This window comes from Chitinophaga horti (assembly GCF_022867795.2).
Lineage (GTDB): Bacteria > Bacteroidota > Bacteroidia > Chitinophagales > Chitinophagaceae > Chitinophaga > Chitinophaga horti.
The window spans coordinates 977665-1001251 of sequence record NZ_CP107006.1 but is presented as its reverse complement, the minus strand read 5'-3'; the positions used below and the strand labels follow the sequence as shown (position 1 = coordinate 1001251).

Genomic DNA, 23587 nt, shown 5'->3' with positions numbered 1-23587 from the left:
AAAATTATGTAGGTAGTGCGCTACCGTCCTTTTAATTTGCACCGCTGAAAAGTCGTGTTTATATTTGAGTACCTATGTCTGATGGGCTAGTAATGCAGCTTTACGGGAAGTTCTTAACCTGGTGGCACACCATTCTTGGAATGGGCGTACGGCCCGGAATGTCCTTTATTGAGGCCCGGCGTACCCGGCTACTCAATCTTATTGCCCTGCCCACCATCCCTTTCATGGTATTTTTCGCGACCGTGAACTTTAGCCAGGACAGGTACGTACTGGCCACGGTAAACCTGTTGACACTGGCCGGTAATTTCGCCGTGTTGTTCCTGCACAGGGCGCATCGCTACCTGAGCGCGCGGTTATTTATCATCCTGTACAGTATTGTATTGTACACCTTTTCGGGCGCTTACTTCCATAACGGTGCGGAGTTCTTTCTACTGAATATCCTCATTATTACCCTGCTGGTATACGACACCACCTGGATACGCTGGTCAATCGCGTTACTGACGCTGACCTGCTTTATGGTGATTCACTTTTTACCGCAGGATGCCTATGTGGCCGTACCGGTTCGCCGACAATGGGCAAATGTGGGCATGGCGTTGATATTCATCCCCATTGCCCTCAGCTACTTCAAACAGCTGCATACCGATTACCAACAGATCACCGAGAACCAGCGCAAAACCCTGGCCTCCATGAATCGCGATAAAGAAAAAATGTTCTCCATTGTTGCCCACGATATCCGCAGTCCGCTTGCCACCCTCGAAGGCCTACTCGACATGTTTAACGTAGGCGAATATACGGAAGCAGAGATGCGCGAAGGAGCAGAAGTGCTGCGTAAAAAAATTGGTCCGCTCAGCAGCACCCTCGATAACCTGCTACGCTGGAGCATCAGCCAGATGAAAGGCATTCGCAGCAACCCCGTCGAGTTTGATCTCACACCCGTATTGCAGGAAGTTCTTGACCTGCTCGACCCCGCGCTCAAGCAAAAAAATCTCGTCATCGACGACAAGACCGATATCGCCAGCAGTGTGTACGCCGACCGCGACCAGGTAGCTGTTATCCTCCGCAACCTGATCAGCAATGCCTTAAAGTTTAGTCACCCCGGCGGCCGCATCGGGCTACGCTCCTACCAGCAGGAAAACCTGGTATATATCGAAGTGCAAGACGAGGGTGTAGGCATGAGCGTTGAGCAACTGGGCAGCCTGTTCTCCATCCGCTCCGAACCTGGCTACGGCACCCGCGGCGAACGCGGTACAGGCCTCGGACTGATGCTTTGCAGGGAATTTGCCGAGCAGAACGGCGGCGAGTTGGTGGTGAGCAGCGTAGAAGGCGAAGGAACGATATTTTTGGTGAGTTTACCGGCGGAAGAGGAAGATGATGGGTATGTGGTGGGGTGAGGAAAAAATATTTAGCTTGATTCACCCAAGTGAGTGGGTTTAACAAACTATAGTTTGTTAACTAATCTTTTCACTTGGCCGGCATTGCTGTTAACCACATTATAGCGGCCATCTTATGCATCAACCAACCGAATGGCTTACAAAAACACTTATGAAACGACTGCCACGATCCGGCCGGATTCGTTAAAATTCATCTTCTCCAGTAACGGGCCTCGAACAATCCAGAAAGCGATAGAGTACAAGTACATTCAGCAAATGTTCGGCACCCCGGTGTATAACCTCGCCTTCGGCGAATACGATGTGGATACGGCCACGTTGTCAGACATGGTCATGAGCGGAAACGGCGATACCTACACCGTGTTCCACACAGTATTAAGTACGGTACCCGAATTTTTCAAAGAAAAGGCAGATGCGTTGATTATGGTGCAGGGCAGCGACTCGGATCCGGAATACCCCGCGATATGCAGGCAAACCTGCCGCAAAAAATGTGACATACTATGTAAGAACGTCGGGCGACGTATTGCTACCTACCTGGGTTTTGTTAACAAAAACTTCGAGGACCTGAAGCTGGATTATGTCTTCTATGGCGGTGTAACAGACGCTGCCGGGGAAATTGACGTGGAACGATATCGACCAGGAAAAACTTACGATACCATCTTTTGTAAAAAAAAATAAGTAAATTCGTATTATGGAACATAACGAAAAAAGCAACGAAAAAGTGGCAAAAATGTCAGAAAAAGAATTGCTGGCTTACGTTTCTGAAAAACTGAAAGACAGGGTACTTTTTCCTAAAAGACATGAACTAGCCAAGGCTTACCTGCAAAAGGTGAAGTCCTTTAAATGGTAATATCTACTTGCAAAAAGATAAAAAAGGCGCGTCTCACGACGCGCCTTTTTTAATGCGCAGGCAGCACCTAAATAAGGAAGCCCCCGCAATTGCGAGGGCTCTAAGTGACCCGGATTGGATTCGAACCAATGACCTACTGCTTAGAAGGCAGTTGCTCTATCCAGCTGAGCTACCGAGTCATCTCCCATTCAAAAATAAATAATTACATTTATCTTTTGGGAGTGCAAATTTATACAATTTTCATTCAATAAATCAAATTCTGTTGTTTAAAAGCAAAGAAAAGATACTATGGAGGTTAAAATAGAAGACAGCTGGAAGGAAATACTTAAAGACGAATTTCATAAAGCCTATTTCGAACAGATTGCCATGCACCTGAAGCTGGAAAAGGCTTCCGGCAAAACGATCTATCCGCCGGGCGGCCTCATTTTCAACGCATTTGATCAAACTCCATTCGATAAATTAAAGGTGGTTTTACTTGGGCAGGACCCATACCATAATCCCGGACAAGCGCACGGACTGTGCTTCTCGGTGCAGAAAGGGGTAAAACCGCCGCCATCGCTCGTGAATATTTACAAAGAAATCAATAAAGACCTGGGACTGCCTATTCCCGAAACGGGCGACCTGACTCCCTGGGCGCAAAATGGTGTGCTTATGCTGAATGCGATGCTCACGGTACGCGCCAACGAACCGGCTTCCCACAGCAAAATCGGTTGGGAAAACTTCACGGATGCAGTCATCCAGAAAATCTCGGATAAAAAGCAGGGGGTAGTATTTATACTCTGGGGACGCTTTGCCCAGGAGAAACAAATTCTCATCGACGCCACCAAACATCATATCTTAAAGGCGGCGCATCCTTCGCCGTTCAGTGCTGACAAAGGCTTCTTCGGTTGCAGGCATTTTTCCAAAACAAACGAACTGCTGGTAAAAGAGGGCCTGGAGCCTATCGACTGGCGACTGTAAACCCGCTAATTGATTGTTGCATGAATTGGTTCCGCAATGTTTTGGGGCGTATATATGCGGTGTACGGACTACTCCTGTTCGTACTCACCATGCTTATTGTGTTCCCTATCGTGCTGGTGGCCTCGCGGCTGAAAGACCCGGCGGGCACACGCTTATTCCAGCAGATGGGCCGCGTTTGGATGTTTTTCTATATGCCGTTAATCGGCTGCCCGGTAAAACGCAAAGGGGTGCATTACTTCAAAAAAAGCGAATCCTATGTAGTGGTGTGCAATCACAATTCAATGATAGATGTACCTGTCACCACTTCTGCTATTCCTGGGGTGAGCAAAACGCTCGCTAAGGCGGAAATGGGTAAGATTCCCCTATTCGGGATCATGTACCGCATTCCTGGTATCATGGTGGACCGTAAAGACGAGCAAAGCCGTAAAAACAGCGTGGTGCAAATGAAAGAGGCCCTCGCCAAAGGCATGCATGTATTGTTATACCCCGAAGGCACGCGTAATAAAACGGACTTTCCGATAAAAAGCTTTTATGATGGCGCCTTTGCGCTGGCTATCGATACGCAAAAGCCAATGATCCCGGCGCTGCTGTTCAACACGCGTAAAATACTGCCCGCTGCCGGCACTTCATTTTGGGCCTGGCCACATCCCATCGAGTTTCACTTCCTGCCGCCTATTCCGACAGAAGGGTTAACGCGGCAGGATTTGCCGACGTTAAAGGAAAAAGTGTTTACTTTGATGTGGAAGTATTATTGCGAACATTCCTGACGTGGTTCGAATCCGCTTCGAACCTCAGGTCTTCACTTTGGATCTGCATCTGAACGGAGTTACAGATCTACTGCCTTCTAAGCAGTGGGTCATCGATCCTAATCCAATCCGGGTCATAAAAAAAGCCGCTGCTCCCGCAACGGCCCTCCTTAAATAACATGCTATCCGCTACAAATCATAGAACTGCCGCGTCCTGTTCACCCGCAAATCACGCAGAATACCGGCTTTCGGGCTGATGGTGATGCTGAAAGATCGGTAGGAACCGAATGGCACCAGATTGATCGACATCTGCCAACAGTGCAGATCGCGCGATACGTACATGGTGGTATACGAGATCTGGTTCAAACGGAAGTCGTAACCGCTGCTCATACCAATCTTCCAGTTGGGCGTAAGGCTAAAGTCGCCGTTGAAGCTGAGGTACTGGGTAAATACGGTGGTATCGCGCCTGTAATCGGCAGTACGGGTCTTCGAGAAGTTTAAGCTGTACGAAAGATCAATACGCCACGGAATATCGAAATCCACATACTCACCCGGGTTCGCACGGGTCATTTCCAGTTGGCGGCGCTGCGCTTCCAGCTGGGCACGGTGGTTTCGTTCTCGATGATGTTATCTTTCTGCTGCTCTTTTTCTTTACTCTTTTTGTCCTGCGATTGGAACGAGGTACTGATGGCCACGTTCATACTGGTTAATCGTCCCAGTTTGGTCGTGCCCATCCCCTGCCAGGCGTACTTATCCAACCGCCGGCCGATGGAGTCAAGCTGGTAAGGATCGATAGTACCGTTGGCGGAGATGTTCACTTTATCGAACAGGTTGGTACGGGCGTAAATGCTGAACGTCGACAGGTTAAACGAATCGGCTACCAGGTTGTAACTACCATTGATACCGAAACCGTCGAGCAGCTTCACCTTCTTGAACCCGGTACTGTCTTTCTTGGACTTCATCCGCATCTCCAGGTTGTTATCGATGCTAAAGCTAACACCACCAAAGGTACCCGCGGAGGGTGGACCAAACACGGAGCCATCGAAGTAAGACACGCGCTGGATGGCGTTCATGCCGGTATCATATCGCAGGTTATAATAAAATTGTTCAGCCAGATCAGGTTTGTAGCTAATGCTCGCCGTCGGCCGTATCACGTGACGGATCGCATCTACCTTAGACCCTTTTTTGAAGGTGTACATACCATACAATGCCGTGGCGACAGACATACCCGTGCTCACCTCGCGCATGGAATAGAAACCGTTTTCATATACAGTATCTATCTTATACTCGTCTTCGTTCCAGGTACGGTTCAACCGTTTTGTGTACCACTTCTCCGAATAACTTACACTGGGCGACAGGGTAAAGTTTTTACCCAGGGGGATGGAAAAGCTGAGCGGTATCTGGTGTTGCATGCCCGTTTGCAGGCGTTCCCACATGGCGGGCTTGCCGAAAGTGCTGTCTTTAAAGGTCGTGGTATTGCGAAGGTTACCGGTGTAGCTGATACCGATCTTCTCGTACCATTTGCCCATGCCCGAACCACCGTCGCGCTGGAAAGGATATATCGTATTCACGGTGAATGCCGCCTCCGGCGCAGTGATCGTTACATCGCGCGTGGCGTTATTCTGCGAGTGGTTGAGGGAAAGCGTCAGGTTGTAAGGCTTACCCTGCCAGCTTTTGCTGTAGGCGATAGACGAGGTGAGGATGTTATTCAGCCTGGTTTGATAATCTGTTACGTTGTAAGAGTTATAGTTAGATGTACCAAAGTGTACGTTCGCGCTAAAGTTCGTTCCCGGCCGCGCTTTACTGTCCATACTATGGTTCCAGGTGACGTTAAAGTCGCGCGATACGGAAAAATCCTCTTTCACTTCCGGGTCGCCGAAGCGGGTGTTGGCCAGGGAGATGTTCAGCCCCCCGTTATAGCGGTACCGTTTCCGGTAGGTGGGACTAAAAGTAGTACCCCAGCTACCGTAAGAATACACGTTGCCTCGCACGGTAAGGTCGAGGTATTCACCCAAACCAATATAATAACCGCCATTTTCCAGGCCTATCCCCTTTTGCTGGTTCACCGTGTACTGCGGCACCAGGATACCTGAGCGCTGTCCACTTGTAATCGGGAAAATGGCAAAAGGAATATATAATGGTGTCGGAATCCCCTGGATCTCCAGGTTAGCCGGACCGGATATGATCAGTTTGTTGGGAATCACCTTGATTTTACGGGCGCGAAAGGCGAAGTGCGGCGTATCGAGGTTACAGGTAGTATATCCATTCTTAAAGCCGAACACCGTATTATCGGGCGCCTTTTTCACCTTCTGGCTCACGATGTAGCCCTCGCCATATTGCGCGCGGGTATTGTAGATCAATGCTTTCTGAGAAGTAATGCTGTAAACGATGCTATCCTGGTCAGTGGTTTGGGAGCCGTCGCTGAATACGGGAAGGCCTGTCTTTTTACCGGCGGAGTCAATAGAAGGCGTCACTTTCAGCAATCCCCTTTCCTGATCGATCTGCATACGGTCGCCCGTAACGGCAATCTCTTTATATTTTACATCGGCGGAGCCGTACATGTATACTTCCTTCCGCTTAATATACGTTACAGAGGAGTCCTTTACCTTAAAGAAGATCGGGGCCTCCAGGGAGTCGTTGGAGATCTTGGCCAGGTTCAGCGTGTCGTTCGGGCGGGGGCCGAGGGAGTCGATCGACGGGATGCTGTCGACAATAGCCGCGCTATCCGCCTGCGCCATTTTAATACGCTGGCGTATCAGCGAATCCTGTAAAGGACTTTTTTGATTGGGTACAGTATCGGGCACCGTATCCAGTCCCGGCAGGGTTTGCTGTGCTAATTTTTTGTTAAAAGAGGGAAGCGCCGCACCGGACGCACGGGCAATACCGTCTAATATGACAGGCGATGACAGCAACAAAACTGCTATCAAAGGCAATTGCGACTGCCTGAAAAACTTTTTATAACTATTTTTGCAGAAAGGGTACATGTGTCAAGCGGGCACAAACCTACAAGTTTTTATACAAATTACGACATGATGGTTCCCGGGACAGGCCTACACGATTGTGTGAAAAGCCATGTAAACAGGCACTATCATTGCGAGAAGATAGAAAACTTTACAAATATTTTAAGATAAACTAACCCATTAAAACAAAATAGATAAGCAACATGCGTTGGACAAGACCGTTGACAACAGGACTGGGTATTGCGTTAGTTTCGATTTTATTCATAAGGGCTAAAGTGGCTCCCCTGCAGCAGGACAAGCCGATTAAGGTGATTGTGATTGATGCTGGCCATGGTGGTCATGACAGTGGTGCAAAAGGTACCTTTTCCACCGAGAAAGAAATATCCCTGGCCGTTGCCCTTAAGCTGGGTAAACTGATCGAAGAAAAAATGCCCGATGTAAAAGTAGTGTATACGCGCAAAACGGACCGTTTCGACGATCCGAGGGAGAAAGCACGTATCGCCAACGATGCTTCCGGCGACCTGTTCATATCTATCCACTGTAATGCGGCTTATGGCCGTAAAGTGGTGGGGTACCGTAAAGGCAAAGGCAAAAAGAAAATTCCTATCTATAAGAATGTGCCCAGCGCTGCAAAGGGCACCGAAACTTACATTTGGGCAACCGACAGAAACGAGGCCAAGAGCGAATCACTTCGCAGCAACTCGGTAATCGTACTGGATGCTAATTCCGAAGAAAGCAAACAGATGATAGGTGCCAATGACCCGGCGACCATGATTATGCGTAATACGATGCAAAACGTGTTTTTCGAAAACAGCGTTCGCCTGTCTAACTTCGTGCAGGATGAGTTTGAACAGGTAGGTCGTATTAACCGTGGCGCCCGTCAGCGTAATGAAAAAGGGATTTGGGTACTGCAGGCCACAGCCATGCCGAGTGTGCTGATCGAACTTGGGTTTATCAGTAATCCTGAGGAAGAAGAATACCTCAACTCCGCTGCCGGCCAGAACGAAACGGCCATGTCTATCTTCAAAGCCACCAAACGTTATAAAGATCACCTGGAAAAGTATGGTGAAAACACCGATGCTTCAGACAACACCCCGGCCCCGGCGCCCGCTCCTGTGGAAAAACCGGTACAGGGTACACCTGCCAGCGTGCGGAACGAGCAACCCCTCCCGCCAGTGCCTGTAACCGGCGAGGAATACAGGGTTCAGCTTTGCATTACCGATAAAGTATATACGGAAAGTTCATCCATCTTTAAGAAACTTGGGTCCAGCAAAATAGAAAGGGAACAGGTTTTGATAGACAGAAAGAAAAAATACAAATACCTCATGGGCCCCTTCCGTTCGGAAGCCGAAGCCCATGCGGCGATGTACAAAGCGCAGAAGCAGGGTTTCCCGGATGCATTCCTGGTACCCTATAAAAATGGAGTAAGGGTTAATTCGCTCATGTAAGATAATATCCTATCTTTACCCGCATAATACCTTCCTGCAACTGCTCACTTTTGTATTTTGTTATTTTTGCTGACTGGCAAAACCATATACACAATAAAACTGGATGAAAATATCTAACGAAACTAAAGTAGGCATACTGTCTGCCGCAGGAATTGCTTTATTGGTCCTGGGATTTAACTTCCTGAAGGGCAACAGCCTGTTTTCCTCAAAGAAAGAGATTTATGCTGTTTACACACAAGTAAACGGCTTGCAGCCATCTAACAGCGTACAGGTAAACGGCCTCATTGTAGGTAATGTGACCGACCTCAAGGTAATGGACAAACACGCCGGCCGCATCCTCGTAACGCTTTCCATTTCAAAAGACATAGAAATACCACGAAACTCCGTGGCCCGCATCAGCAGCGAACTGCTGGGCACCAAAAAAGTGGAACTTGACTTCGGCGATGCCACCGACTATCTCGGTAACGGCGACACGATCTATGCAGCGGTAGATGGTTCCATCACCGATGCCCTGAAAGAGCAGCTCAACCCACTGGTATCCAAACTGGAAGGTACTCTCGGACAGGTAGACTCCCTGCTGATGACCGTAAACTCTGTATTTGACACCACGGCCAAAAGCAACCTGCGTTCTGCCATCAACCACCTGAATGGCACCATGGGACATTTATCTACCGCTACCAATTCACTTACCGGTATGCTGGACAGGAATGGCTCTGTAAACGGTACTTTCAAAAACCTGGAAGCTGTTACGGCTAACCTGAAAGCTAACAACGAAAAAATCGCAGGTATCCTCGATAATGCCGACAAAACTATGGGCACCCTGGCGAACGGCGAACTGGAACAAACACTTAAATCCCTGCAGGAAATGTCATCCAGCCTCAATACCACTATTGCGAAGCTGAACACGACCGACGGCACCGCCGGCCTGCTCCTGAACGATAAAAAAGTATATAACAACCTTCAGTCTACCCTGGCCAGCCTGAATAAACTGCTGGAAGATCTGCGCTATAACCCGAAAAGGTATGTGCACTTCTCGCTCTTCGGCAAAAAAGACAAGGTGAAGGCGATCCCTTCTGATACGGCACAATAAACAACACTATGCACATCCGTTTTCTATACAGGTTTATTCTTATTACGTTGATAGGAATGGCCGGTCATCTCTATGCCAACGCCCAGGATACCATCAACCTCGTACGCTCCGGCAGATTGAACGTGCTGGTGAGAGAAGGTCTGACCCGGGTGTACAGCGATACCGTAAACGGAAAAATTATACAGGCAGAGTTTTCGCATGGTACTACGCTCCTTTATGCCGACAGCGCCATCCGTAGCAATAACGAAAACAAGATAGACGCATATGGTCATGTACATATCAACAACAATGACAGTGTACATACTTACTCCGATATTGTAAATTTCGATGGTAATACCAAGATAGCAACGCTCAGAGGCAACGCCAGACTGGTGCAGGGCGGGGTAGTCATTACCAGCCCCGAAATGATCTATGACATGAATGCCAAGATAGGCAGCTACATTAACGGTGGTAAGCTGGTGAACGAGGGCTCGACGCTTACCAGCCGCGAAGCTTTTTATTATACAGAGCCCAGGGACGTTTATTTCCGGGGGAATGTAGTTCTCGTAAATCCCGATTACACACTTTCCACCGATACGCTGTTATACAATACCGAAACTAAAATAGCCACCATCGTAGCCCCTACCACCATCAACGATGGGAAACGTATTACCTACGTGACCTCCGGCTACTACAATACAAATACAGGGCAAGGCGACTTTGAAGGCAGGCCGCTCATCACCGACAGCACAGGCGACTTCACCGCTGATCGCATCAACGTCGATAAAATGAACGGTGTAGCAATCGCCATCGGTAACATGGTGTGGCGCGACACGGTGAACAAGATCATTTTGCTGGGCAACTACGGCCAGGTAAACCAGACCGACCGCTCCGTACTAGCTACCCAAAGGCCGGTAGCCATCACTTATAGTGAGAAAGATTCACTCTTCATGACTGGCGACACCATGTTCTCCGGCGTAATTTTGCCGGATACAGCGAAGGTATTTCCGAAGGACTCACTACTCAGCGTACATGCGCCGGATATGGAGGCAGACTCGCTGGTACAGTCAACCGACTCCGCTGCGGATGCCTTCCGCGACCGGGCAGATGCAGCAATCGACTCCGTACCTAACGCCTTCCGCCAACGTGCGGATGCAGCCATAGCAGGCAGGGATTCCATCCCGCGACGGGTGAATGCGGGCATGGATTCCGTCGCCAAACGGATAGACGCCGCGAGAGATTCCATACCCAAACAAATAGCGGCAGCCAGTGATGCTATCCCCAAACAGATAGATGCCGCCAGGGATTCCATCCGGCAACGGGTGGATGCAACAATAGCTGTGCGAAAAGACTCGTTGCCAAAAGTTACGGCAATGCGCCCGCAACGCGATTCGCTGCCGCTGAAACGCACGATGGACATGCCAGGGGCGATCACTTTCAAAACAGATTCGCTTCCCTCCGACTCGGCCGCCACGCCTAAAGACACTACTGAAAAGCGATACATCAAAGCTTATCATAACGTACGCATCTTCTCCGACTCTTTACAGGCCGTATGCGACAGCGCGTATTACAGCAGCGTGGACTCCGTATTCCGCATGTTCAAAGAACCCGTGATCTGGGTAAAGGAACTGCAGATGTCCGGCGACACGGTATACCTGTTTACGAAGGATAAAAAGGCCGACAGGATGCTGCTCGACCAATCCGGCCTGCTCGCCAGCGAAGTAACGCCCGGCTTCTATAACCAGATCAAAGGCAACACCATCACCGGGTATTTCAGGGAAAGCAAGTTGTATTACATGCGCATTTACGGCAATGCCGAAAGCATCGTGTTCCAGCAGGACCAGGACAGCGCATTTACCAACGTACAACGCTCTACCTGCGCGATTATCGACATGCACTTCGTGGATGGCGAACTGGAATACATCGTGAACATCAAGGACCACGAAGGCGGCATTTATCCGTTTACGCAATTCCCGATCGATCAGCGCACTTTATCCAACTTCAAATGGGAAGGTAACCGCAGGCCTAAATCCAGGTACTCGCTTATTGGTAACTAAATGTCTTAGAGAATGGCCGCATCTGTGCTGAAAAAAAAACTGCTTTCTCCCATATTGGCGTTCCTGACAGTCGGTCGATCGGTATCATCCTCATCGCCTGTACTTTAGTATCCATGCTGATCGCTAACAGCGGCGCAGGCGCATCTTACACAGCGGGTTGGAATCACCTTTTTGATCCGCATGGCGAACATCATTTTAATGCAGCGGGCTTACATCTTCCCAATTCTCCCCTGTTATGGATCAACGACGTGCTGATGGTGCTGTTCTTCTTTCTCGTAGGGATGGAAATCAAACGCGAACTCACGATCGGTGAGTTATCCTCTGTAAAAAAATCTTTATTACCCGTATTGGCTGCGTTAGGAGGCATGCTGGTGCCCGCACTTATCTTTTACAGCTTTAACCACAGCAGCGAATACCTGCATGGCTGGGGCATTCCTATGGCGACCGATATTGCGTTTTCATTAGGCGTACTATCCCTTTTAGGCAGCCGCGTTCCTCTCCCGCTCAAGATATTTCTTACAGCCCTCGCCATCATCGACGATCTTGGTGCCATACTGGTAATCGCCGTATTTTACACCGATCACCTCAGCATCAATTACCTGTTAGCCGGCGGCGGCATCCTGTTAATGCTCGCCCTGTTCAACCGACTTGGTGTTAAAGGCTTATGGTGGTATTTGATACCGGGCATCGCATTATGGTACTGCATCTTCAATTCAGGCATTCATGCAACGATCGCAGGTGTGCTGCTCGCCTTCTGCATCCCGCTCGATAAAGTGAGCAGCCTGGAACATAAGCTGCACATGCCTGTCAACTTCCTCATCATGCCACTATTCGCACTGGCAAATACGGCAATCATATTTCCGGCGAACATACAACAGGCGCTTACAAGCACGGTGAGTTACGGCATTATCGCCGGGTTAGTGATCGGCAAACCGCTCGGCATATTTGGCTTTTCTTTTTTAGCCACGAAACTAAAACTGGCTGCATTGCCCGCTGGTACCAGGTGGTCGCAATTGCTGGGCGTAGGCATGGTGGCCGGTATTGGCTTCACCATGTCGATCTTCATCGCCTCTCTTGCTTATCTTGATGCCAGTCATCAGCACATACAAGTTATCGCTATCATTTCTGTAATTGCCGCTTCTCTCATCTCCGGCATACTTGGATTTGCTTATTTGCGTTTCATAAGGAGCTAAACAATCCTGTTTGGCATTGTTATTGTAAATTCCTCCTCCATGAAGTATCGCATCATACTGGTAGCAATCATCAGTAGTTTGGCAATTAAAGCGAAGGGACAATCAGCAGGTCAGTTGGAAGCAGGTGTGAGAATAGGTTTGCCATTAGGACCAACGGCCAGGTACTATATCAGCGATAAGTTTGCAGCAGAAGCGATCGTAGGGCTTTATAACCGCACGGTTTCCCTTACTGCTTTAGGCGAGTTCCACTTCGATCTTTCCGCACTTACTACAGAAGGTTTTGGCTGGTATGCCGGGGGCGGCGCTCACCTGGGTAACAGGCAAATTGACGGGCGCAACAAGTTTCTCGCGGGTATCGACGGAATTGCAGGAGCGAATTATAACTTCCCCACTATTCCGCTAAACATCAGTCTCGACTGGAAACCCGCGATTCACTTCACCACCTCCTCCGAACTTGCGGACTTTGGCCTTTCCGCACGATACCGGTTCGGCGGCAAAAAGAGAGATTAAGTTTTTCTAACCAATAACAAGTATTATGAAAAAAATCGTGTTACTCTGTGGCATGCTTGCAGCGCTGTCACTCGGAGCAAATGCGCAGAGAATGAGTAATCCCGCAGATTACAAAGTAGGCCTGGGTGTTAGATTTAACCCGTGGATCGTAGGCTTCACCGCTAAAGGTTTCCTGAAAGGTCCGCATGCGCTGGAAGGCATTGTACATCACTATTTCAACGGTGGCGACAACATTAACAACGTAACCATTACCGGACTTTACGAATACCACTGGAACGTTTTCGGTGTTTCTGAATTTAACATGTATGCAGGCGGTGGTGCGCACCTCGCGATATGGGAACGCCGCTACTACGATAACGGCCGCTGGCACAACGATGGTTCTGATGCAATGCCCGGTCTGGACGGCATCTTCGGCCTGGAGTATACCTTCTCCAAGATCCCGCTGAACCTGAGCGCCGACCTCAAACCTTACTTCCATTTTAATGGCGACAACGACTTCTTCGGCAGGCAAATCGGCGGCATGTCCGTTCGCTACACCTTCAAATAGTCGTCGTTCCGATTATATCTTTCATCCCGGTCAGCATGGCCGGGATTTTTTTTGTTAACCATCTTTCTCTCCCCTCTTCAGCCCCCGTTGTGTCACTCACTTCAGCCACAACACCCTCCTCCTCCCGGAAACTGTTAAAATAACACCACCCATCTATTTCAAATTTAAACGTCCCTAACCCATCATACAAGCAACCTTATGACTGAGAAGCTGCATCCATGCTGCATCCTTGCTACTGCCTAGGTTCATCTTAGGTTTAAGTTACGTTCATCTTAGGTTCATCCTAGGCACATGAACGTAGGTTGAACGAAGGTTGAACGAAGGTTGAGCCTAGGATGAACCTAAGAAGCAGCAAGGATCTACGGAGGATGTTGGTAGGATATTACCAGTTACCACCGCTTTGCATCATATTTGCTGGAATTGGCTAAATTCATTTCCATGAAAATCTTTTCCGCCGCACAAATACGCGAGGCAGATGCCTACACCATTGCGCACGAACCTGTGAGCAGCGCGATGCTGATGGAGCGGGCCGCCGCTGCCTGTGCAGGCTGGCTGCGGGCAAGATTTATGGCCGATACGCCGCTGTACATCTTCTGCGGCAAAGGCAACAACGGCGGCGATGGACTCGTGATCGCACGGCTGCTATTGTTGCGGGGGTACAATGTGGAAGTATATGTCGTGCACAACAGCGATAAAACATCGGCCGACCGTGCCGCTAACTACACGTTGCTCGAAAAAGAACATCCCCACCTGCTACATCACATCCATGCCCGGCATGACTTTCCCACATTAGCACCCGGCGCACTGGTGATCGACGCTATATTCGGTACGGGGCTATCACGGCCGGTGGATGGCTGGGTGGCGGGCATCCTGCACAGCATCAGCGAACTAAAGGACCGACATACTATTGTGGCGATCGACATGCCTTCGGGCGTCATGGCCGATGGCAGCTCCTTACATGCACCGTGTGTGCATGCGCGTTATACACTCAGTTTTGAGTTTTACAAACTGGCCTTCCTGCTACCAGAGAACGCAGAACGGGTGGGCGAGTTGCACATTTTACCCATCGGTCTGCACCCCACCTATATCGCGCAAACCACAACGCCTTACCACATCATCGACGAGCAGACGATACGCACCATTTACCAGCCACGCAAGCCGTTTTCACATAAAGGAACATTCGGGCATGCGTTACTCATTGCAGGCAGTTTCGGGAAGATGGGGGCGGCAGTACTGGCTGCAAAAGCCTGTTTGCGTGCAGGTGTAGGGCTGCTCACACTGCACGTGCCACGTTGCGGGTATGAGATCATCCAGAGCACCGTGCCGGCAGCTATGTGTGTGGCGGAAGTGGAGGAGCAATACAGCATTCACTTTCACGAGGGATTAAACCCCGCGTACAAATGCATTGGCGTTGGCCCCGGTATAGGTACCGAAACCGCCACTGCCCGCTCCCTGGAGCGGCTGCTCGAAGCCGTAAAAGCACCCATGGTGCTGGATGCGGACGCGCTGAATATCATAGGCACTTACCCGGCGTTACTGCAAAAGGTGCCTAAAAACTCCCTGCTAACGCCACATCCGAAAGAGTTCGAGCGGCTGTTCGGTGCTACGAGCGATGACTTCGAACGGCTGTCATTATTAGGTAAAAAGGCGGTGGAATTACAGTTGTACATCCTGCTCAAAGGGCGCTATACCGCGATCGCCTGTCCGGACGGGGCTGTCTATTTCAATACGACCGGCAACCCCGGTATGGCCACGGGTGGTAGCGGCGATGTGCTGACGGGCATCCTGACCTCTTTGCTGGCACAGGGTTACAGCCCCAAGGCGGCTATAGTTTTCGGGGTCTGGCTGCACGGTTCGGCCGGCGACCAGGCAGCGGCCCGTTTGTCTGAAGAAGCCCTGTTGCCGGAAGACATCATAGACAGCCTCGGACAGGTATTTATCCGTTTAAGCCCAGATAAGCGTATTTAAGACGTTTATATACCCCTCTACAAAGCCTTGCAAATCAGGCAGAAAATCCCATTTAAAATCAATATATTCGTTCACTAGTAAAAATAATTTTAATACATTATTTTTAGTCGATACCCTAATTTTTAATAAAAGAACCAAAATGAGTATTGTCTACCTGATTCCACTATTTGGACTGATTGCACTGTTATTTACCGCGGTACAAAGCGCCTGGGTAAGCCGCCAGGACGCCGGAAATGAAAAAATGACTGAGATAGCCCGGCACATTGCCGAAGGCGCCATGGCCTTTCTGAAAGCTGAATACAAGATCCTCACTTACTTCGTGATTATTGCAGCCTTGCTGCTGGGGTATATGGGTGCCAGCCACGAAAACTCGGACTGGACCATCGCCGTTGCGTTTGTGATTGGCGCTATCTTTTCGGCGCTGGCAGGGTTTATCGGGATGCGCATCGCGACCAAAGCGAATGTACGTACCGCACAGGCGGCGCGTACCAGCCTGTCCAAAGCACTGAAAGTATCGTTTACGGGCGGCTCTGTGATGGGCATGGGCGTAGCGGGACTGGCCGTACTGGGTTTGGGCGGACTGTTCATCGTACTTAAGGCCTACTTTGGTGCCGAAGCAGGTACAGATGAAATGATCAAAACCATTGAAGTACTCACCGGTTTCTCACTGGGTGCGGAAAGCATTGCGCTGTTCGCCCGTGTGGGAGGCGGTATTTATACCAAAGCAGCCGACGTAGGTGCGGACCTGGTAGGTAAGGTAGAAGCGGGCATCCCGGAGGATGATCCGCGTAACCCCGCCACCATTGCCGATAACGTAGGCGATAACGTAGGCGACGTAGCCGGTATGGGTGCCGACCTGTTCGGATCGTACGTGGCTACCGTATTAGCAACGATGGTATTAGGTGTGGAAACCGTGAGCGCCAACGATAACTTCGGTGGCCTCGCTCCTGTGTTACTGCCTATGCTCATCGCGGGTATTGGTATCGTATTGTCCATCATCGGTACCTTTTTCGTACGCATCAGCGAGAACGCAGGTTTAAGCACAGCGGCTGTACAAAAAGCATTGAACCTCGGTAACTGGGGCTCTATCGTACTCACCGCCGTGGTGGCCTGGTTTCTGGTAAACTGGATACTGCCTGAAACATTGGTGCTGCGCGGCTACGAGTTCACAAAAGGTGGCGTATTCGGCGCGATCATCGTGGGCCTTATCGTGGGTACACTTATGAGTATCATTACTGAATATTATACAGCGATGGGCAAACGCCCGGTGATGAGCATCATCCGCCAGTCTGCCACCGGGCACGCGACCAATATCATTGGTGGTCTTGCAGTAGGCATGGAATCGACCCTGTTACCTACCATTGTACTGGCAGGTGGTATTTATGGTTCTTACGCCTTTGCAGGCCTGTACGGCGTGGCGATTGCTGCCGCAGGTATGATGGCCACAACAGCCATGCAGCTGGCAATCGACGCGTTCGGACCAATTGCGGATAACGCAGGAGGCATTGCCGAAATGAGCGAGCTGCCTAAAGACGTACGTGAGAAAACTGACATCCTGGATGCAGTAGGCAACACCACGGCGGCCACGGGTAAAGGTTTCGCGATCGCTTCTGCAGCACTGACGGCGCTGGCGCTGTTTGCAGCGTACGTAGGCGTAGTTGGCGCGAATGGTTACGATATGGACGGTATCAACATTTATAAAGCAGATGTACTGGCAGGCCTCTTTATCGGCGGTATGATCCCGTTCATCTTCTCCTCCCTCGCCATTCGTGCAGTAGGTGAAGCAGCGATGGCCATGGTGGAGGAAGTACGCCGCCAGTTCCGCACTATTCCAGGCATTATGGAAGGTACAGGCAAACCTGAGTACGACAAGTGTGTGGCAATATCTACTGAGGCTTCTATCCGTAAAATGATGGTGCCCGGTGCCATTGCGATCCTGTCCCCTATTATTATCGGTTTCCTGCTCGGTCCGGAAGTATTGGGCGGTTTCCTGGCCGGTGCTACGGTTTCGGGTGTGTTAATGGGTATGTTCCAGAACAACGCCGGTGGCGCCTGGGATAACGCGAAAAAGTCGTTCGAAAAGGGTGTAGAGATCAATGGAGAAGTATACTACAAAAAATCGGAACCACACAAGGCGTCTGTAACAGGCGATACAGTAGGTGATCCGTTTAAAGATACTTCTGGTCCTTCGATGAACATCCTCATCAAACTGATGTCGATCGTATCGCTGGTAATTGCGCCTACCCTGGCGGGATTACATGGTAATTCAGATCATAAATCATCGGCTAAAAAGAAAGCTCCGACAGAACAGGTAGCGCAGGTGCGCTCTGCTAAATAACTAAAAAAGCCCCCGAAGTTCGGGGGCTTTTTTAGTTAATTTTCGGCTTACACGTGAGCCTTATGTTTGAATATCTTTAGAGGGAGCGCCATTCGACGGGCTTTCGATCAGGTCGGGAGCCTGTGCCTGCAAATATGCCCGGAGAAAGCAAACGTGATGACCATTTTACCTTCATACGCTTCACTGAAGTAAGCCCTACTGCGCTAGGCTTTGCGCATCTGCATAGGACTTAAGCCAAACTTCTTACGGAACGCCTGGCTGAAGTGCTGCAGTGACGAATATCCCAGCTCGTCGGCAATGTGGCTGAGCGATACATCCTGCCGGAGCATTTGCTGGGCCTGTGTTAAACGATGGTCGTTCAGGTAGCCGAACACCGTGTTATCGAACATCTCTTTAAATCCTGTTTTTAGTTTGAACTCGTTAATGCCTGCCGCCTTCGCCAATTCGTACAGCGATAAGGGGTTTTGGGCATGCTGCAACAACACCTGGCGCGCATACTGGATGCGGTCACGGTCGGCAGCAGTCAGTTTACTCGTCTTTACATCGCGGCCCGCCGCCTGTTCCATCTGCTCACTTTGCAGGGCAAGCAACTCAATCCCTTTAGATTGCAGGAACAGCTTTTTGGTACCACCTGTAAACCGGCAGTGTTTGATCTCCTGGATGACCTGTAACATTTGCGGCGTCAATCTTCCGGGACGCTTCTGGAATATCGCCTGCCGGTTTAATACGGCATTCACATACCGGTCCATAGCCCGGCTGCTGTTAGCTGCCAGTTCCACAAACTTATCCGTATCAAAATTGATCCCGATCACTTCAATGCCCTGCATCTTACGCAGAGTAATGGTTTCGGCCGTGGAGGGGTTGAACATCAGGTTATTGCTATACAATGGCAGCGACATCTTTTCCCCCGTTTTAAGGTACATGTCGAAATCGCCTTTAAGTGTATAGAATAGCGCCACCGCCGCATGAATGTCTTCGGATTCAACATGTATATCCTGCAACACATCGATATTGCCATAACCGAAGGTCATACCATCGAACTGGATATCTTTAATGGAAGCCCTTCCAAAGGACTCGTTCACCGTAATATCCTCTTCTATCAGCTGGAGCCCAGGCTGGCGGGACATAAAAGGCTTATGGTCCTCATAAATTACATCGTAGGCGGTATTGCGGATGACGATCGCCATAATAATCCGTTTTATATAAAAATTACTCCCTTAAATATAAGTATCCCAAAAGGAAAGCAATCAACTTTGCAAAAGTATCCTGAAATCACTAAACAAATATCACATGATTGGCATATTCAAAACAAATATCGATTCACCACATGATAAAAATCAGGTATTGCAGGCGTTAACCGCTAAGTTTAATGCTACTGCCTGCACGGTGGACCTCGAAGATTGTGACAAAGTATTACGTATAGAATGCCTGCCGATGCCGGAAAGCCATATCGCCGATTTCGTGCAACAGCTTGGCTTTCATTGCTCGCCGTTGGAGTAATGACCCGTCGGCTCCGTTTATCGTACCCCACTCAATTATCTTGATTAACCCCGGCCCCGCTCCCTTCTTTCAAAATATTTAACCTCCGATAGGGGGAAATGTTTTTCCATACGTCCTATATTCAGACAAGAAAATTAGTTAAACCTGGAATCAATGAAAACGAAAGCAGTTCTGCTTGCGATCTTTACCCTGCTGTTATTGCAGGTACAGTTTGTAAACGCACAGCAACAGCGCTACACGGTAAGTGGCTATGTTAAAGACGATCAGTCGGGCGAAACCCTGATAGGCATTTCTATAGGTAAACCCGGAACCAGCATCGGCACCGTGACTAACGAATATGGATTTTATTCATTGACGTTGCCCGCCGGCACCCATGAATTACAGTACTCCTACATGGGTTACACCATGAACAAAATCACCGTCAACCTCACTTCCAACAAGACGATCGACGTAAAAATGAAACGTACGGACAGCCAGTTGAGTGAAGTAGTGATTACCGGTAAAGAGCAACAGAAAAGCATCAATACCATCAGCACCAGCGTAGCCAAAATGGACATCCAGGAGCTGAAGAAACTGCCGACATTAATGGGTGAAGTTGATGTGTTACGAGCTATCCAAACCCTGCCAGGCGTGACCACCGTAGGCGAAGGCGCATCCGGCTTTAACGTACGCGGCGGCAACAGCGACGAAAACCTTATCCTGATGGACGAGGCGCCTGTTTATAACTCTACGCACCTCATGGGTTTCTTCTCCGTATTTAACCCCGACGCAGTGAAGAACATCAATCTCTATAAAGGTAGTTTTCCGGCTGAATACGGTGGTCGTACCGCTTCTGTACTCGACATCCGCATGAAAGATGGTAACAACCAGAAACTACAGCTGAACGGTGGCATCAGCAACATCTTCAGCCGCCTCTCTATTGAAGCGCCTATTCAGAAAGACAAATCTTCGTTCATCGTAGCCGGTCGCCGCTCTTATATCGACGTACTGATGAAACCTTTCCTGAAAGGGGATATGAAAGAAAGTAAAGTATACTTCTACGATCTTACTGCGAAAGTGAACTTTAAACTGAATGCAAAAAACACCCTGTTCGCCAGCGGTTACTTTGGCCGGGATGTATTCGGTTTCGGAAAAGAAGCCAATATCAACTGGGGCAACACGACTACGTCCATCCGCTGGAACCATGTGTTTAACAGCAAGTTGTTCATGAACCTTTCCACCTACTACAGCAAATACGACTACAGCCTGAAGTTTACGAGCAACGAAGAAAATGAAGAAAGTCAACTATTTAGCTGGAAATCCAACATCATTAACTACGGCGTGAAACCTTCGTTCACCTGGTATTTGAACAGCAACAGTACCTTACACTTTGGTGTGCAGGGCATCTATTACACCTTTAAACCAGGCACCGGTATCAGCGCTGAGGGAGAAAACAAAAGCTCCATCGTAGTCGACAATAAACATGCACTGGAAAGCGCTGTATATCTCGATCACGAGCTGAAGCTGGGCGATGCGTTTGGCATACAGTACGGGCTGCGTGTATCCGGCTTTAACTTCATGGGCGAGGGTACTGCTTACTACTATAATGATACGACACCGAATATCCGCAGACGGTTGGTGTCAGAAAAACACTTTGGCGCAGGTGAAACGATCAAAGATTACTACAACCTGGAACCGCGTGTATCTGCCAAATATAAACTGAACAGCACCAGTGCGATCAAGGCATCGTATGCACGTACCACCCAGTACATGCACCAGTTGTCTAACACCGCTTCTCCTACCCCGCTGGACATATGGACGCCATCGTCGAACAACGTGAAGCCGCAGATCGCTGACCAGTTTGCGTTAGGTTACTTCTACAACGCACCGGGTGGTACGTTTGAAGTATCGGCCGAGGCATTCTACAAAAACATGGACAACCAGCTGGATTATATCGATAACGCCAGCCTGGAGCTGAATAAGTATATTGAAGCCGACCTGTTATCTTCTACCGGCCGCGCTTATGGTTTGGAACTGTACGCTAAAAAAGAAGCGGGCAAAACGACAGGTTGGGTGAGCTACACCCTCAGCCGCAGCGAGCGTAAAACGCCGGGCATCAGCCAGGGCGAATGGTTTAAGAACCGCTATGATCGTCCGCATAACCTGAACGTAGTAGTGACACATGAACTGAATAAGAAGAGCAGCGTATCGGCCAACTTCGTGTATGCATCCGGTGCTCCTTCAACCTTTGCAGATGCGCGCCTCGAGTACCAGGGCTGGGACATTCCGTATAACACTACAGAGAAACGTAACAACTACCGTCTGCCCGACTTTCACCGCCTGGACCTGAGCTACACACTACAGGGCAAAGAGCGCAAGCGCTGGCATGGAGAATGGGTGTTCTCGCTGTACAACGTGTATGCACGTAAAAACGCTTACTCTGTTTACTTCCGCCAGAACGACGATGATGCATCGAAGAAAGAGGCCATCCGCCTGTCGATCATCGGCACCATCATTCCCGGTATCACCTACAACTTTAAATTCTAATGACATCATTGCATATGAAAAAGATATTCAGCCAGCTGATGATTGCGGGCGCCTTTTTACTCACCGCCTGCGAAACCAAGTTTGACCTGGACGTACCAGCCGGTAAAACCATTCCGGTTGTGGATGCCTGGATTACCAGTGCGCCTGGTGTACAACAAATCCGCATTACCGAGACCACCGCTTACACCGGCACCGCACCTGCCAACGTGATCAGCGCCGCCAACGTTACCCTCACCGATTTAACGAGCGGCAATGTGTACCCTTTCACCTATTCAAACGGCTACTACAGCTTTGATCCGGGTGCTGCGGTGAGCATCGGCATACTTGGGCACGCCTACAAACTGCGCGTAGAGCTGGCCGGACAGGCGTACGAAGCCATCGACACGGTAAAACGTGTACCGGTGATTGATTCGCTGACTTACGAGTTTAAAGAAGCCGAGTTTGGGAACGAAGAAGGCTACTTTGCAAAGTTACACGCCCGGGACCTGGAAGGAGGAAACGATTATTACTGGGTGCGCTCGTACCGCAATAACAAAGAGACAAGGCTTACAGACAACTTCCCGATTAACGGCAGCTTTGCCGAAGATGTGTCGGATGGCATTAAGTTTATACCGCCCATCAGCGAAGGTATTACCCGTGGCGACAAACCATTTTTGAAGGGAGAAAAAGTGATCGTTCGCATTGCTTCCTGCACAAAGGCCAGCCATGAGTGGTTATCACATGTAGAAAGCCAAATCTATAACGGCGGCCTGTTCGCCCGGGTACTGGAAAACGTAGGTACCAACCTGAAGAACGCGAGTGGCGGCAATGGCCGTGTACTGGGCTGGTTTGGCATGTCGGGTGTGAGCTACGCAGAAAAAGAAATACACTAATCACAAATACTCACTTCAATTTTATCAATATGAAAAAGTTCATATTAGGGCTTGCTATGCTTGCAGCTGCCGGCAGTGCAATAGCCCAGGAAAAGATGGAAACACTTTCCACACCAAAAAACGGCGGTAAGATGCGCGTAGGCGGCTACGGCGCCCCCACCATTCACTTCACGCCTTTTGCAGATAAGTTTGCCATTATGATGGGCGGTAACGCCGGGGTGATGCTGAACAGCCGCATCATGCTGGGTGCCGGCGGGTATGCGCTCGTTAACGACATTGAATCGCCCCGTGTGAACGTAGATGATCCGACCCGCTACTGGAACTTTTGGTACAGCGGTTTTGTAGCGGAATACACTTTTAACTCCAACAAACTGTTCCATTGGGGAGCGGGTGCCCTCATCGGCGGCGGTGCTGTAGCGAAAGGTGTTAGATGGAAACCTGATAGCGACAGCGACCGGTGGATAGACCAGAGCGGCTTTTTTGCCGCCGAGCCTTATGCGAACGTGGAGATCAACGTAGCCACCTTCCTGCGTATTGGCGTGGGTGCCTCCTACCGGTTCATACAGGGCTCCAGCACACCCGGTATCAGTGATAGCGATATGAGTGGTCCGGCCGCTCATGTAACCTTAAAGGCGGGCAGGTTCTAAGGGATAGA

Annotated in this window: 20 protein-coding genes and 1 tRNA gene; 17 read left to right on the top strand and 4 right to left on the bottom strand. The window is 49.7% G+C overall.

Going from position 1 to position 23587, the window contains the following annotated elements:
- Nucleotides 1-74: 74 nt before the first annotated feature.
- From MKQ68_RS04260 to MKQ68_RS04250, 3 genes are all read left to right on the top strand, one after another.
- The gene (locus MKQ68_RS04260; protein ID WP_264282222.1) at nucleotides 75-1391 is read left to right on the top strand and encodes a sensor histidine kinase; all 1317 of its coding nucleotides are present in this window, start codon (nucleotides 75-77) and stop codon (nucleotides 1389-1391) included.
- Between the two features lie 132 nt (nucleotides 1392-1523).
- Nucleotides 1524-2066, top strand: a complete 543-nt coding sequence (locus MKQ68_RS04255; protein WP_264282221.1) for a DUF6934 family protein — start codon at nucleotides 1524-1526, stop codon at nucleotides 2064-2066.
- A gap of 13 nt (nucleotides 2067-2079) precedes the next feature.
- Entirely contained in the window at nucleotides 2080-2238 is a 159-nt protein-coding gene (locus MKQ68_RS04250) for a hypothetical protein (protein WP_264282220.1), read from the top strand.
- A 105-nt stretch (nucleotides 2239-2343) separates the two neighbouring features.
- Here the strand turns inward: MKQ68_RS04250 and MKQ68_RS04245 are convergent.
- A tRNA-Arg gene (locus MKQ68_RS04245) sits at nucleotides 2344-2417 on the bottom strand.
- Nucleotides 2418-2526: 109 nt separating this feature from the next.
- On the opposite strand from MKQ68_RS04245, the gene ung reads away from it, so the two are divergent.
- Together ung and MKQ68_RS04235 are read left to right on the top strand one after the other, a co-directional pair.
- A complete protein-coding gene (ung, locus tag MKQ68_RS04240) occupies nucleotides 2527-3198 on the top strand; it encodes a uracil-DNA glycosylase (RefSeq protein WP_264282219.1) in 672 nt (223 codons plus the stop codon).
- A gap of 20 nt (nucleotides 3199-3218) precedes the next feature.
- Nucleotides 3219-3965, top strand: a complete 747-nt coding sequence (locus tag MKQ68_RS04235; protein ID WP_264282218.1) for a lysophospholipid acyltransferase family protein — start codon at nucleotides 3219-3221, stop codon at nucleotides 3963-3965.
- A 168-nt stretch (nucleotides 3966-4133) separates the two neighbouring features.
- On the opposite strand, the gene MKQ68_RS04230 is transcribed toward MKQ68_RS04235, so the two are convergent.
- Together MKQ68_RS04230 and MKQ68_RS04225 are read right to left on the bottom strand one after the other, a co-directional pair.
- Nucleotides 4134-4514 carry a hypothetical protein gene (locus MKQ68_RS04230; protein ID WP_264282217.1) on the bottom strand — a complete coding sequence of 127 codons (381 nt, stop codon included), beginning with the start codon at nucleotides 4512-4514 and terminating at the stop codon, nucleotides 4134-4136.
- Nucleotides 4511-6871, bottom strand: coding sequence for a putative LPS assembly protein LptD (locus tag MKQ68_RS04225; protein WP_264282216.1), 2361 nt, complete (start codon nucleotides 6869-6871; stop codon nucleotides 4511-4513). The genes MKQ68_RS04230 and MKQ68_RS04225 overlap by 4 nt, the downstream gene beginning before the upstream one ends.
- A gap of 236 nt (nucleotides 6872-7107) precedes the next feature.
- On the opposite strand from MKQ68_RS04225, the gene MKQ68_RS04220 reads away from it, so the two are divergent.
- The 8 genes from MKQ68_RS04220 to MKQ68_RS04185 all read left to right on the top strand — a co-directional run bounded on the left by MKQ68_RS04220 (nucleotide 7108) and on the right by MKQ68_RS04185 (nucleotide 18034).
- Nucleotides 7108-8352 (top strand): N-acetylmuramoyl-L-alanine amidase, encoded by a 1245-nt coding sequence (locus tag MKQ68_RS04220; RefSeq protein ID WP_264282215.1) that lies wholly within the window; start codon nucleotides 7108-7110, stop codon nucleotides 8350-8352.
- A 103-nt stretch (nucleotides 8353-8455) separates the two neighbouring features.
- Entirely contained in the window at nucleotides 8456-9442 is a 987-nt protein-coding gene (locus MKQ68_RS04215; RefSeq protein WP_264282214.1) for an MlaD family protein, read from the top strand.
- Nucleotides 9443-9450: 8 nt separating this feature from the next.
- Entirely contained in the window at nucleotides 9451-11478 is a 2028-nt protein-coding gene (locus tag MKQ68_RS04210; RefSeq protein ID WP_264282213.1) for an OstA-like protein, read from the top strand.
- Between the two features lie 113 nt (nucleotides 11479-11591).
- Nucleotides 11592-12671, top strand: a complete 1080-nt coding sequence (gene nhaA / locus MKQ68_RS04205) for a Na+/H+ antiporter NhaA (protein ID WP_264282212.1) — start codon at nucleotides 11592-11594, stop codon at nucleotides 12669-12671.
- A gap of 39 nt (nucleotides 12672-12710) precedes the next feature.
- Complete coding sequence (locus MKQ68_RS04200; protein WP_244841473.1) at nucleotides 12711-13181, top strand: hypothetical protein; 471 nt, start codon at nucleotides 12711-12713, stop codon at nucleotides 13179-13181.
- 25 nt (nucleotides 13182-13206) lie between these two features.
- Nucleotides 13207-13728 carry a hypothetical protein gene (locus tag MKQ68_RS04195; RefSeq protein WP_264282211.1) on the top strand — a complete coding sequence of 174 codons (522 nt, stop codon included), beginning with the start codon at nucleotides 13207-13209 and terminating at the stop codon, nucleotides 13726-13728.
- Nucleotides 13729-14166: 438 nt separating this feature from the next.
- Nucleotides 14167-15696, top strand: a complete 1530-nt coding sequence (locus MKQ68_RS04190) for an NAD(P)H-hydrate dehydratase (protein ID WP_264282210.1) — start codon at nucleotides 14167-14169, stop codon at nucleotides 15694-15696.
- A gap of 139 nt (nucleotides 15697-15835) precedes the next feature.
- Nucleotides 15836-18034, top strand: coding sequence for a sodium-translocating pyrophosphatase (locus MKQ68_RS04185; RefSeq protein WP_264282209.1), 2199 nt, complete (start codon nucleotides 15836-15838; stop codon nucleotides 18032-18034).
- Nucleotides 18035-18237: 203 nt separating this feature from the next.
- On the opposite strand, the gene MKQ68_RS04180 is transcribed toward MKQ68_RS04185, so the two are convergent.
- Nucleotides 18238-19221 carry a helix-turn-helix domain-containing protein gene (locus MKQ68_RS04180; protein WP_264282208.1) on the bottom strand — a complete coding sequence of 328 codons (984 nt, stop codon included), beginning with the start codon at nucleotides 19219-19221 and terminating at the stop codon, nucleotides 18238-18240.
- Nucleotides 19222-19324: 103 nt separating this feature from the next.
- On the opposite strand from MKQ68_RS04180, the gene MKQ68_RS04175 reads away from it, so the two are divergent.
- The 4 genes from MKQ68_RS04175 (at nucleotide 19325) to MKQ68_RS04160 (ending at nucleotide 23579) form a co-directional block, all read left to right on the top strand.
- A complete protein-coding gene (locus MKQ68_RS04175; protein WP_244841477.1) occupies nucleotides 19325-19534 on the top strand; it encodes a hypothetical protein in 210 nt (69 codons plus the stop codon).
- 153 nt (nucleotides 19535-19687) lie between these two features.
- Nucleotides 19688-22060 (top strand): TonB-dependent receptor, encoded by a 2373-nt coding sequence (locus tag MKQ68_RS04170; protein WP_264282207.1) that lies wholly within the window; start codon nucleotides 19688-19690, stop codon nucleotides 22058-22060.
- A gap of 14 nt (nucleotides 22061-22074) precedes the next feature.
- Entirely contained in the window at nucleotides 22075-22932 is an 858-nt protein-coding gene (locus tag MKQ68_RS04165) for a DUF4249 domain-containing protein (RefSeq protein WP_264282206.1), read from the top strand.
- A gap of 29 nt (nucleotides 22933-22961) precedes the next feature.
- A complete protein-coding gene (locus tag MKQ68_RS04160; protein WP_244841480.1) occupies nucleotides 22962-23579 on the top strand; it encodes a hypothetical protein in 618 nt (205 codons plus the stop codon).
- Nucleotides 23580-23587 lie beyond the last annotated feature (8 nt).